The sequence below is a fragment of the Enterovibrio norvegicus genome (genome assembly GCF_002876705.1).
Lineage (GTDB): Bacteria > Pseudomonadota > Gammaproteobacteria > Enterobacterales > Vibrionaceae > Enterovibrio > Enterovibrio norvegicus_B.
This window is the reverse complement of sequence record NZ_MDAG01000002.1, coordinates 65891-77753: the sequence shown is the minus strand read 5'-3', so window position 1 is coordinate 77753 and position 11863 is coordinate 65891. Positions and strand designations below refer to the sequence as shown.

The following is an 11863-nucleotide window of genomic DNA, read 5'->3' as shown; positions in this document are numbered from 1 at the left end:
AATCTGTTTCTCGTTACGGCATTTATCGAACAAATAGTGCGCTTTATAGTTCTCATCAATGGCACAAGACAATGCCAATCAGCCTATGAATCCATAACAACAACGCACGAGGGATACGACATGAAAGCATTTAAAGTAAGCCTAATTGCTGCTGGGTTTGCCACCCTGTTTACCACTGCAGTCTTCGCAGAAGAAACAAGACCTTTTACCTACCTGCCAGACGGCGGATACCCATCAACCACCGACGCCACCTTTGTTGCGCCTAGCGCAAAAACAGCACTTAACGTGGGTGACAAAATTGGAAACCTGACCGAACGAAACTTTAACGGTGACGTGGTTGTTCAAAAACTGACGGACAACGCTTACTGGGTTCAGATTGGTTTTTACAACACCGTGTTTCTTGTCGGAAATGACGGCGTACTTTTGATGGATCCACTGGCCTATGGCAGCGGTGAAGCAGTGCTTGCAGCAATTGCGGATGTTACCGACAAACCCGTCACCGCCGTGGTGTATTCACATCACCATGAAGACCACATTGGTGATATTTCCGTGTTCGAGAAAGCGGCAAAAGACGCCGGCGTGAAGCTTGAAATCATTGCGACAGATGCCACCGCAAAAGGCATGAGAGAGCATGGCAGTGAGGTGACACCTGCAACCAAAGAACTCAAGTTCAGCGGAGACAGCTTCACGTTTGGCGATGAGACCATTACCGTTTATGGCCTTGCGAACTCCGCACACACTTACGACAGTGCACTTTGGATATTGGAAAACGCAAAAATTGCGCATATCCCAGATGTGGTTAACCCAGACCAAATGCCATATTTGAACTTTGGTGGTTCAGACACCTTCGAAGGCTATGAAGATAACCTTGCGTTTATCAAAGCCAAAGAGTGGACACATTTCTCAGGCGGGCACGGGAACATTGGCAGCAAAGCCGATTTCACGTTCATGCAGACATACGTTTCAGATCTAAAAGCGGCGACTGGCGACGCGCTCGGCAGCGTGAATCCTGGCGATTACTTCGTGGCGAAATACAACAACCACCAAGCATCAGCAAAAGCCTATTACGATGCCATCACAGCAAAAGCCATGGACACCTTACGTCCGAAGTACGGCGAGTTTTACGGATTTGAAGCTTCTGTACCTGATCAAATCGTCATGGTGCGAGATGCCATCAGCCACTGATTAAGCCCCCTCCCCCTCATACACACAAAAGCCAGCATTCCGCTGGCTTTTCTTTTTCAAACCATTATCAACACGTACCCATTTAGCATGCACGCTCTCACCGAGTGTAAAGAGAACTTGTCTTACTATCTGTACAAGATAACCCCCTAACACAACCATTACGTACACCTAACATTGGCTTACTTGTTATGAACGACAGTAAAGGTGCTGCAGCAAAACACTACCCAATGACTCCACAGGAAAAGGAGAGTAAGCGATGACAATGCTAAAAACACTGATGTTGGCTCTAGCGGTTTTCTTTACAGGTTCAGCACTGGCTACCTCGACCGATGGGGGCAATAAGTGCCCAGAAGGGTCAGAAGCTCCAGAGTGCCAAGTGAAAGACGATAACAGCGGCTCTTAAACCAAGCCGATAGCAAGCAGGCGCTTTTCTGGGTTGTAGAAGCGCCTGTATTTTTTGATTGGTTTGTCACTCAGCCCCCATTCGCCTGCACCTTTTACTCCCCTCTGCACCCACATCGTGTTTATACTGCCTGCGGTTATTTCAATCCAAGCCTGCATATGAAGCTCGCCAACAGTCCCGTTACACAACACGTCTTCGACGGTATTCCTTTTTTCCTCAAGCGTGACGACCAACTTCACGGTCACTTTTCGGGAAACAAAGCCCGCAAACTGATGTCGCTTCTTGCTTACGACAATCCTAAGATCACCCATTTGATTGGGTATGGATCACCGCAGGCCAATTCCTTGTTGTCCTTGGCTGCGCTCGCGTCCATCAAAGGTTGGCAGTTAGAGTTTTACGTTGACCGCATTCCAAGTTGGCTAAAAGAAAGCCCGATTGGGAATTATCGTGGGGCATTAGATCTGGGCGCGAAAGTCATTGCAATGGCAGACATCTGCGCGGAATCTACCCACCCTGCCGATTTCATTCACAAGCACCGACAAGATGAAAACCACCTACTCGTGCCTGAAGGTGGTCGATCACCGATTGCAGAAGAAGGTGTCAAAACCCTCGCGGACGAAATTCTCACATGGTCTCGATTCCATCAAGAAAAGCCACTGGCGGTCGCGTTACCTGCTGGCACAGGTACCACGGCGCTGTATTTGCACAAACATTTACACCCGCACGGCATCGAGGTGCTTACTTGCCCATGTGTTGGTGGGGAAAGTTACCTTGTTTCACAATTTGAAGAACTGGGCGAAACCCGTCATCCGACCATTTTGACGCGCGAGCAGAAACATCACTTTGGAAAGCTGTACGAACAAGATTATCGCGTGTGGCAATCCTTGCTTGAACAAACCCACATCGAGTTTGATTTGTTGTATGACCCGATGATGTGGCGATGTTTACAGACTTGGTACCCACAGAACGCTGACAAACAACTGCTCTATATTCACCAAGGTGGCATTTTAGGCAACGAAAGTATGCTGCCAAGGTATGAGCGAAAATACGATTTACGCTAACGCGCATTACACACTGGGTCTCATTAAAAACACCCAACCCTTCGCAGCCGAACTGCTAATCTCGCCTTAGATAAAACCAGTTGTTGCACAAGGAAACGTGTATGAAGTTATGGGGATGGGGATGTTTGCTGTTCTTGGTCGGATGTGCGAACACCGACAATAACGTGCGTTCGAATAACATAGAGAAAAGCTACACGCATGACAATGTATGTAGTGAATGGGAAAAAGAAGCCCGAAATCCACGCAATATTTTGCCTCGAAAACTCGCCACAGGGCTGACAGCCAAGCGCCTCGATATCATCAATGACGACTTTTCATGCCATATCAATATGGTGATTGAGATTGATGACGATCTGCTCATTTATCCTGATATGGAAGGCAATAGCCGAGCAGAAAAGGTCGAAGCCTTCAATTCACCTAAAGGTCAATTGACCCTGTTCGATGGCCTCCACCCCGGCATGCTCGAAAACATTATCGAAGGCAAAAAACACTGGAACGACGTTGAAGGGTTCAAGTTTTCCTTTCAGATCGATTTCACCTCAGGCGACACCAACACGGTGGTCATCAATACACTCGATAACACGGGCTTTGCCGCTGGCGACAGCTGTTACAGCAAATTCATCGCCATTGATTTGTGTGCATTTGTGAAAGAAGAAGAATTAGCTGGTCGGAAAGATGAACTCTATACCATTAGGAATAACGTCATTTTGGATAAGATTTCAGCCACCGGAAAAACAATGACTCTGACGTTATCTTATCTGCCAGAATTCGATTATGTTTTGGATGGAACAGCCGTTCAGCAAAAGAAAACATATGCTAACGGTCTGAAAGCTCGGGAGCGTGAAGTGTGTGGTACAGCAGGTCCCATTAGAGGATTTGTCAAAGCAGGTGGCGAAATAAAATATGTCTACAGAACGACCAAACGTCAGATCAGTTACTCCTCGAATGAGCTGACTTGTTCGTCAAACAAATAGCTAAGAATCATTACGAAAGAAAAGAAACTATTCTTCCCACCCCTCAAAGTGCGTCAGTAAATGATCGATAGCAAGGCGCGCTTTGAGGGGCAAAAACTTACGGTTTTGATACACCACCCATGAGGTAATTTTCTGCGTCCAAAAAGGCGCGAGCACCGGAACCAAGTCACCGTTCTGAACCGCTTGTTGAAAACTGCTTTTGGGCATGTAACCAATCCCTAATCCGCCTTTGCATGCCTCCACCAAGGCATTGGCGTTGTTACAGCGAAAACGCCCAGACACTTTTACAGGTATCTCTTTCCCCGCCTGCTCAAACAGCCATGTATCGTTGTTAGTGATCAAGCAAGAATGCTGCGCTAACGCTTTGGGATGGTTCGGCTCACCATGTTCCAAAAGGTAATCAGGCGACGCAACCGCCATCAAACTGCGGTCAGCGAGCTTTCTGGCGACCAACCCTGAATCTTGTAATCGTCCATAACGGATCGCGAAATCGATACCGTCTTCCACAAAGTTGACGTGGCGACTGCTGAAATCCACTTCAACCGTCAATTTTGGATGTTGTTTGGCAAACTCCACCAGCGCTGGGGCAATGAATTGTTCGGCAAACGACCCAGCCATACTGATGCGGAGCGTGCCTTGCAAATCAACCTGCGCGCCCGTCACCATCTCATTGGCTTGATCGAGCCCGCTCACCAACTCTTGGCATTGCAGGTAATACTGCTGACCCGTTTCCGTGAGTTTCACCGAGCGTGTAGATCGCGCAAAGAGCGCCGTGCCAAGGCGTTGTTCTAGTCGCGACACTTGGCGAGAAACGTGGCTGACCGAGCAATTCAAACGACGGGCAGCTTCACTGAAGCCCTTGGCGTCTGCCACTGTCACGAATTCAACAATGCCATCAAAACTGAGTGCGTTTAGGTTCATTTGATTATTGTTATATAGCAAAGACGGTTTTTCATTTTAGCGGATTATCACCTATATAGCGAAAGCATAGAATGGTCGACATCAAACGGCTTAGCTCTGTCCAAAAATGGAGTAGCCACGCCCACTCTCATCAAAAGGATGACGTTATGAAAAAGGTTCTAATCATCGTTACGAATCATGCCACGCTTGGCACAACCGATCAGGCGAACGGTACGTACGCCCCTGAGATGACTCACGCGTTGGATGCATTCTTGGAGGCGGGTTTCAGCTACGACGTTGCTTCTATCAATGGCGGCGCAGTGCCTTTCTACGGCGAAGACATGGCAGGCGATGACGTTAATACGCGTATTTTTAACGATGCAGAGTTCCAGTCTCGCGTGAACAACACCATTCCCGTTAACCAGCTCAACATCGACGATTACGATGCCATTTTCTACCCTGGTGGGTTCGGCCTGCTGTCTGATTTGGCAGATCATGCCCTAACAGCAAGCCTAGCGGCATCGCATTACGAAAAAGGCGGCGTGATCGGTTCTGTGTGTCACGGCCCTGCGGGTCTGCTTCCTATCACTCTGAGCAATGGACAGCCATTGATCGCCGATAAGAATGTGACGGGGTTTACGCGTGAAGAAGAAGTGGATTTCGGCACCATCAACGACATTCCTTTCCTGCTGGAAGAATCGCTAACACGTAAAGCCGCGAAATTTAGCAAAATCCAGCCTTGGGGCGTGCATGTCATCGTTGATGAGCGTCTTGTAACAGGCCAAAACCCAGCAAGTGCACACGGAGTGGGTGAAGCCATGGTCGCATTGCTGAAGTAACGCAAACTGCGTGAAAAAAAGCACAACTTTAAACGTCGGTGACGAGCAAACCACTGCCTTGCTCTACACTGACGTTTTCTTTATTTCTGTCAGCCATGATCGGGCAAAAAGCCCATGATATTCGCTCATCATCGTGGCGCGCCGCACTGCTCATCTTTCCCAATCCTCCCGCTCAACCCCTTTGCCCTCTCCTGATGGAGAAATGCCAAGCGCAAAGCGTCTTTCTTATTGATAAATATAATATTTTATCACCTTTCCGCATCAAACGAATGCGCAGCACGGTTCTCTTTCCGTCGTAAAAAAGCGCGTATCACGTCGTAAATAAATAATTACCCCCAAACAAAAAGAGCCATTATCCAAATGTAGGCCTCTCAAATGCCGCAAAGAAAGCGGTTTAAACACGCGCGCGTAGGCGTGTTTGTTGTTCAGAATGTCGACAAAGGATTGCCATTTGAGAGTACAAAAAGCATGTCGTGGGCAAGACGAAGGGAAGGAAGCAAGATGAACCAAGTGCCGATTAAACACATCGACAGCGATGTCATTGATAAGCAAGCTGTCAAAACCATGCTCGAGCGACGCATTCCAGACTTTACGCTTGAACAACCCTTCTACAACAGCCCGGAAATCTTCCGCATCGACATGGAAGAAATCTTCGGCAAAGAATGGATATTTGCAGGCATGACCTGCGAGTTTCCAAAGCGCGGTAGCTTCACCACGCTCGATGTAGGCGGCAACCCCATCATTATCGTTCGCGATAACAAAGACCAAATCCGCGCCTTCCACAATGTTTGCCGTCACCGTGGCTCCAAAATCTGCACAACGCAAAAAGGCAAATCCGCCAAGCTCGTCTGCCCTTACCACCAATGGACCTATGACCTCGATGGCTCATTGGTCTTTGCCGGCGTCGACATGGGCGACGATTTTGATAAATCACTGTATAGCCTTCATCCCGTGCATTGTGAAAATGCGGGCGGCTACATCTTCGTTTGCCTTGCAGATACACCGCCGCCAATTCAAGAATTCCTCGATGATTTGAATTACTACCTCGAACCCTACGACATGGCAAACACCAAAGTTGCCTACGAAAGTACTATCATCGAAAAAGCCAACTGGAAACTCGTGGTCGAAAACAATCGCGAGTGTTACCACTGTGATGGCTCCCACCCCGAATTACTGCATACCTTGCTTGAGTGGGACGACAACAATGATCCACGCGCGACACCAGAATTCATTGCCTTAGTAGAAAAACAACAAAAGCTCTGGTCAGGGCATGACATCCCCTTCAAGTTCAAAGGCGCGTATGGCCTGCGTAACCGCATGGTGCGCACGCCACTCAAAGAAGGCACCCACGCCATGACGATGGACGGCAAAGCCGCCAGCAAAAAGCTCATGGGCCGCATCGACACACCCGACCTTGGCGTGTTGCGCATTTTGCACTTACCAAACTCATGGAACCACGGCGGCGGCGACAACCTCATCGCATTCCAAATCCTGCCTGTGAGCCCGCAAGAAACCAAAGTGATCACCCGCTGGATTGTGCACAAAGATGCCGTTGAAGGTGTGGACTACGACGTTGAAAACCTGATCCATGTGTGGATGGCGACGAACGCACAAGACCGTACGCTCGCTGAAACCAACCAACTGGGCGTGAACTCCAAAGCCTATCAACCAGGCCCATATTCCAAGACGTATGAGTTCGGCGTAATCAACTTTGTTAACTGGTACTGCGAACAGCTAGAAGCCAACCTCGGGTAAGTGTTGGTGCGTTTTGGTATGTGCATGTCGTATTTGCATAAATCGTGAAACGCAAATGGCAACAAAATCCAAGAAAAGTGCATGGTTTTATACCAAGAACACAAATAAAAACACGTTGGCTATCAGCAAAATAGTGCGCTCACTGCTTGGGGAACGAAACAATGAATGACGTAGAAGTGGTACCCGACAACAGCCTCAACCCCGTTAACACACAAACGTGGGTCAATGGGCGACACCTTGTGCGCTGCGTAAAAGTGATCCGTGAAACGCATGACGTGAAAACCTTCTGCTTCATGAGTCAAACCCCCATCATGTACTTCTTCAAGCCGGGGCAATTCGTCACGCTTGAACTAAACATCGGTGGTGAACAGGTCATGCGCAGTTACACCATGTCCTCCTCGCCTTCCGTGCCTTACAGCTTTTCCATCACGGTAAAGCGACTCAAAAATGGTTTAGTGTCGAATTGGCTGCATGACAACCTCAATATCGATGACGAAATTGCGGTTCACGGCCCTGTTGGCAACTTCAACTGTATCGACAATCCCACCGATAAAGCGCTGCTCCTTTCTGGCGGTGTCGGCATCACGCCCGTGATTTCCATGGCGCGATGGTGGTATGACACCAATGGTGCGGTGGATATCAAATTCGTGCACAGCGCCCAAACCCCACGAGACATCATCTTCCTCAAAGAACTGGAATTGATGAACGCACGCATTGATAACTTCGATCTCAGCATCATTTGTGAGCGCTACGACCCCGGCCAAAGTTGGCACGGTTACAGGGGCTTTCTCACCAAAGAAGTCTTGTTGCTGATCGCGCCCGATGCACTTCAACGCGAAGTCTATTGCTGTGGGCCAGAACCTTACATGGCTGCTGTGCGAAAAATGCTGATGGAAATCGGCTTCGACATGCGCCAATACCATGAAGAAAGCTTCGGCGCGACACCGATAGAAGTGCAGGAAGACGCGGAAGAATCCGCAGAACAGGCACTGATCACCGACGAAATCCCTGTCCCCGGATTCACCATCGAATTCATTGACGAAGGCATGTCCGTCACGGTCAGCGAAAACGACACCATTCACACTGCCAGCACCAAGCTCGGCGTGCATGTACCCAAAGCCTGCGGCATGGGCATTTGTGGCTCGTGCAAAGTAAGGTTGGTGTCCGGTGAAGTCACCATGGAGCACAACGGCGGGATAAGCGAAGAAGAGGAAGAAGAAGGCTATATCCTTAGTTGCTGCAGCAAAGCCAAAACAAACGTCACCATCGAAACCTAATCGTCGCTTACGTTAGCGTTTCTTACATTGGCGCTTACGAAGACGTAGTACGGCAATCTCAACACGACGACGATCATTGGCGCTTCCGTCAGGGAGGCGCTAGTCGGATTCCATCAGCGTGCCACGTTTAACGTCGTCTCTTCTCTTTCGTTATCCCTCCTCTCTTAGTTATCTCTCACCTCTTAGCTATCTCTCACCTCTTAGCTATCTCCAGGCGCGCAGGCATGGGATGCAATCCCTTTCAAGACCGTGCCAATATGCTGATCAAACCTGCAAGCAATACAGAACAAACGAGGGAACGTTAACCGCCAGGGCTTTCGGGTTATTTGGCATGCCACTGTTATTTCCCCCGCCGTTCAACACAAAGGAAAGAGTCGATAAAACCAAAGCGACACATCCATAAATCACTAATAAAACACAATTATTGTGATGCTTTCTTCACCAATCAGCGACAAGTATGCTATCCAGCAGAGTCTCCACACTGTTCCTGAATTTTAAGACTTTGGATGATTAGGCAAGAACTAGCGAGAAATGCCCTATCGCATCACAGCGCGTCGGGACTAAGATAGCTGCAAGATAACGATCTGGCGGCATGCCATAAAGAGCACGAGGTCCACATGCAATTTACCTATTCCAACCCAACGCAAATCCATTTTGGCCAAGGCCAAATCGCCGCCATTGGGGGTGTCATCCCAGCACAAAGCAAAGTACTGGTGATTTACGGTGGTGGCTCCATCAAGAAAAATGGCGTTTACGACCAAGTGACTGACGCCCTGAAGAACCACACTTGGCTGGATTTTGCTGGCGTTGAGCCGAACCCAACCAAAGAGACCTTGGACAAAGCCGTGGCGATTGCCAAGCAAGAACAGATTGACTTCATTTTGGCTGTGGGCGGCGGGTCAGTGATTGATGGCTCCAAGTATGTTGCAGCCGCAGCAAAATACGACGGCGACGGCTGGGATATCCTGACCGGTAAATACACCATTGAAAGTGCGCTGCCTATCGGTGCGATCTTAACGCTGCCAGCTACGGGTTCAGAATCAAACCCCGCAGCGGTCATCACCAAAGCAGAAACCCAAGACAAACTGCCGTTCATGCACCCAAGTGTTCGCCCTGTTTTCGCCGTGCTGGACCCTGATGCCATGAAAACACTGCCAGAACGTCAGCTGGTTAACGGCATTGCCGACGCGTGGGTGCATACCTGTGAGCAATACATCACCCGCCCAACAAATGCGGCGGTGCAAGATGGCTATGCAGAAACCTTGCTGCGCAATCTGAAAACGTTAGGCGAGCAGTTTGCAGAGCGCGATAACGATGCATGGCGTGCAAACCTGATGTGGAGTGCCAACCAAGCGCTATCGGGTTTGATTGGACAAGGCGTACCGCAAGACTGGGCAACGCACATGATAGGCCACGAACTCACTGCGCTTTGGCATGTAGACCACGCACGTTCGCTCACCATTATTCAGCCTTCGCTGCTGCGTAACCAAATCGATTACAAGCGCGCCAAGCTCGAACAAATGGGCCGTAATGTCTTTGGTTTCGCGAACAGCGACGATCTGGCAGAACGCACCATTGATGCGATTGAAGCCTTTTACGAGCAGCTTGGTTTAGAAACAAAACTGACCGAGCACACGGGCGACAAAGAAACCGCCATCAATGCCGTGATCAACCAACTGACAAAACACGGCATGACAGCGCTGGGGGAAAACCAATCCATCACGCTAGAAAAAAGCCGCGAGATCTTAGAAAACGCGATCGCGTAACGCGTTACTGCGTCATTCATCTCGCTTTTCTAAACAGACATAGCGCGCCGTTTGGCGCGCTATGTCGTTTTACCATGTTGAACACTAAACCGCTCAATACAACATGGTGACGGCTTGGTTGTAGTTCACGGTTTCAAGACCAATGCCGCCGCTGGCGCTGAACGTAAGGCCGAGGTAACGAATCGGGTAGTAGCTGAACCATGCACCGCTGCCGACATCTGCCACACCCAAAGGCACGCTGACACTCGCGCCATGGGCGTAGCCACCAATGTTTCGCGCATCGCTTTCAATGCCGTCTTTCCACACGCCCAAGCTCACGCCGAGCCCCACACTGAGAGAAGCGCCTTTAGAGACCGCAACCGCACCATAAGGCCGCGTGTTTCCCTGCCAATCCAGCGCCACGCCATATTCAGCCGTTGTGCCGATACCCACTTCGAGTTCAGGCGCGCCACCCAAGGTGATAGATTGATACCCATTAGCGAGTCCAGCGTCACGCAAGGCAAGGTAACTCGGCATTTGCGAAATCAGCCGGTACACTTCTTCACCGTCTTTGTCTGAAATCGCACGTCTCAATGCACTGTTTTTCGCCACTGCCGCAATGAATTCAGCCCCCCCTTGGCTGAGAGCGAGGTCTTCTTCCAATCAAATTTGGGCAAGCGCCGTTATCTCAGCTTGCATATCCATCGGTGCACCACACACCTTTTCATAGGGAGGGCCGAAATTCAGCAAAGCGTCAGCAGGCGAAGGCATCAAGTCCAATCCCTCATCGCAGTAGTACTCGGTTTTACATTCAGTGCCGGGGTTGAACGCCCACAGAAAACTGACTTTGGAAGACCCTGTTGGGCAGCGATAACATTCGCCACCTTTTTCAAATTGACTGTCTTCGCAGCCATAGACAGAGCGTTCAAACGTCGCATCGACCGTGTCTTTGTTAAAACCAATACCGCGTTCTTTGCAGGCGTTATCTTTGTGAATCGGCGTCCATGTTCGACGATACCCGTCAGGACATCGCCAACACTCACCGCCGTTTTTCGGCGTGAAATACAGATTCTTCCCTTTGCACCCCCAGTTGGTTGCATCGCCCACCAAAATGGCGTCGATGTTAATTTCATCACCACATGCCGGTGCGCCATCTTCCCCGCATGCCAGATCTGGCGGCCCTAGATATTCGTCATACGACGCGGGCGTGGTGCCAGCTATAGGGGTAGGTGTTGGTGACGTTTCAGGGGGAGCAACAACCGTGTCCATTCCTCCATCAATTCCATCAACGCTATCGGCTGCGCCCATTCCACTCTCGTCCGTCTCAACGGGTTCAGCGGAAACCATGGGGTCAGTCGTACTCGGCGATTCTGGCGTTATGGTTGAGGAAGGGTCACTGTGGGATTCTGAAGATGCTAACGGTTCAGAGGGTTCGAGCGGCTCAGAAGACGCAGGGGGCTTGGAAGACGCTGTCGGCTCAGGCGAGGTGCCACACCCAACAAGGGAGAGTAAAAGAGAGAGGAAGAAAACAAACACAGTGTAGCGACAATGAATCCATCGACTATTCATAATGCTGCCTTAAAAACCCGCTGCGACATGCAGTGTATTGGGCTTTACATACAGCAATGAATTATAGGTAGTGCATCACAACAACTGTGTTCACAAATGCGACGATCACAGCCAATCCGGATGAGATCTTCTGGGATTACGGCGGTAGATCAGCA

Annotated in this window: 12 protein-coding genes; 8 read left to right on the top strand and 4 right to left on the bottom strand. The window is 49.8% G+C overall.

Features of this window, described 5'->3' with window-relative positions:
- Positions 1–120 precede the first annotated feature (120 nt).
- The 4 genes from BCT27_RS01545 (at position 121) to BCT27_RS01535 (ending at position 3623) form a co-directional block, all read left to right on the top strand.
- Positions 121–1185: an MBL fold metallo-hydrolase gene (locus tag BCT27_RS01545; protein WP_102394841.1), complete on the top strand. Its 1065-nt coding sequence runs from the start codon at positions 121–123 to the stop codon at positions 1183–1185.
- Between the two features lie 256 nt (positions 1186–1441).
- Positions 1442–1588 carry a hypothetical protein gene (locus tag BCT27_RS25565; RefSeq protein ID WP_017012045.1) on the top strand — a complete coding sequence of 49 codons (147 nt, stop codon included), beginning with the start codon at positions 1442–1444 and terminating at the stop codon, positions 1586–1588.
- A 158-nt stretch (positions 1589–1746) separates the two neighbouring features.
- Positions 1747–2649 carry a pyridoxal-phosphate dependent enzyme gene (locus BCT27_RS01540; RefSeq protein ID WP_102394840.1) on the top strand — a complete coding sequence of 301 codons (903 nt, stop codon included), beginning with the start codon at positions 1747–1749 and terminating at the stop codon, positions 2647–2649.
- Positions 2650–2750: 101 nt separating this feature from the next.
- The gene (locus tag BCT27_RS01535) at positions 2751–3623 is read left to right on the top strand and encodes a hypothetical protein (protein ID WP_102394839.1); all 873 of its coding nucleotides are present in this window, start codon (positions 2751–2753) and stop codon (positions 3621–3623) included.
- 27 nt (positions 3624–3650) lie between these two features.
- Here the strand turns inward: BCT27_RS01535 and BCT27_RS01530 are convergent, their stop codons facing one another.
- Positions 3651–4544 (bottom strand): LysR family transcriptional regulator, encoded by an 894-nt coding sequence (locus tag BCT27_RS01530; protein WP_102319638.1) that lies wholly within the window; start codon positions 4542–4544, stop codon positions 3651–3653.
- Between the two features lie 146 nt (positions 4545–4690).
- Here BCT27_RS01530 and BCT27_RS01525 point away from each other — a divergent pair, with 146 nt between their 5' ends.
- The gene (locus tag BCT27_RS01525) at positions 4691–5362 is read left to right on the top strand and encodes a type 1 glutamine amidotransferase domain-containing protein (protein ID WP_102394838.1); all 672 of its coding nucleotides are present in this window, start codon (positions 4691–4693) and stop codon (positions 5360–5362) included.
- 28 nt (positions 5363–5390) lie between these two features.
- On the opposite strand, the gene BCT27_RS25950 is transcribed toward BCT27_RS01525, so the two are convergent.
- Complete coding sequence (locus tag BCT27_RS25950) at positions 5391–5516, bottom strand: hypothetical protein (protein ID WP_277869481.1); 126 nt, start codon at positions 5514–5516, stop codon at positions 5391–5393.
- 347 nt (positions 5517–5863) lie between these two features.
- Between BCT27_RS25950 and BCT27_RS01520 the strand changes: the two genes are divergently transcribed.
- The 3 genes from BCT27_RS01520 to BCT27_RS01510 all read left to right on the top strand — a co-directional run bounded on the left by BCT27_RS01520 (position 5864) and on the right by BCT27_RS01510 (position 10160).
- Positions 5864–7117, top strand: coding sequence for an aromatic ring-hydroxylating oxygenase subunit alpha (locus tag BCT27_RS01520; RefSeq protein WP_102319640.1), 1254 nt, complete (start codon positions 5864–5866; stop codon positions 7115–7117).
- 161 nt (positions 7118–7278) lie between these two features.
- Entirely contained in the window at positions 7279–8394 is a 1116-nt protein-coding gene (locus BCT27_RS01515; protein ID WP_102391073.1) for an FAD-binding oxidoreductase, read from the top strand.
- 617 nt (positions 8395–9011) lie between these two features.
- Positions 9012–10160, top strand: coding sequence for an iron-containing alcohol dehydrogenase (locus tag BCT27_RS01510; RefSeq protein WP_102394837.1), 1149 nt, complete (start codon positions 9012–9014; stop codon positions 10158–10160).
- Positions 10161–10253: 93 nt separating this feature from the next.
- Here the strand turns inward: BCT27_RS01510 and BCT27_RS25790 are convergent, their stop codons facing one another.
- Positions 10254–10802: a hypothetical protein gene (locus BCT27_RS25790; protein ID WP_241908484.1), complete on the bottom strand. Its 549-nt coding sequence runs from the start codon at positions 10800–10802 to the stop codon at positions 10254–10256.
- Positions 10803–11708 carry a hypothetical protein gene (locus BCT27_RS25785; protein ID WP_241908483.1) on the bottom strand — a complete coding sequence of 302 codons (906 nt, stop codon included), beginning with the start codon at positions 11706–11708 and terminating at the stop codon, positions 10803–10805.
- Positions 11709–11863: the final 155 nt, after the last annotated feature.

Coding starts and splice junctions, on each gene's coding strand:
- BCT27_RS25785 (WP_241908483.1), bottom strand. CDS start 11,708: ATGAATAGTCGATGGATTCATTGTCGCTACACTGTGTTTGTTTTCTTC.
- BCT27_RS01540 (WP_102394840.1), top strand. CDS start 1,747: ATGAAGCTCGCCAACAGTCCCGTTACACAACACGTCTTCGACGGTATT.
- BCT27_RS01525 (WP_102394838.1), top strand. CDS start 4,691: ATGAAAAAGGTTCTAATCATCGTTACGAATCATGCCACGCTTGGCACA.
- BCT27_RS01520 (WP_102319640.1), top strand. CDS start 5,864: ATGAACCAAGTGCCGATTAAACACATCGACAGCGATGTCATTGATAAG.
- BCT27_RS01515 (WP_102391073.1), top strand. CDS start 7,279: ATGAATGACGTAGAAGTGGTACCCGACAACAGCCTCAACCCCGTTAAC.
- BCT27_RS01530 (WP_102319638.1), bottom strand. CDS start 4,544: ATGAACCTAAACGCACTCAGTTTTGATGGCATTGTTGAATTCGTGACA.
- BCT27_RS01545 (WP_102394841.1), top strand. CDS start 121: ATGAAAGCATTTAAAGTAAGCCTAATTGCTGCTGGGTTTGCCACCCTG.
- BCT27_RS25565 (WP_017012045.1), top strand. CDS start 1,442: ATGACAATGCTAAAAACACTGATGTTGGCTCTAGCGGTTTTCTTTACA.
- BCT27_RS01510 (WP_102394837.1), top strand. CDS start 9,012: ATGCAATTTACCTATTCCAACCCAACGCAAATCCATTTTGGCCAAGGC.
- BCT27_RS01535 (WP_102394839.1), top strand. CDS start 2,751: ATGAAGTTATGGGGATGGGGATGTTTGCTGTTCTTGGTCGGATGTGCG.
- BCT27_RS25950 (WP_277869481.1), bottom strand. CDS start 5,516: ATGAGCAGTGCGGCGCGCCACGATGATGAGCGAATATCATGGGCTTTT.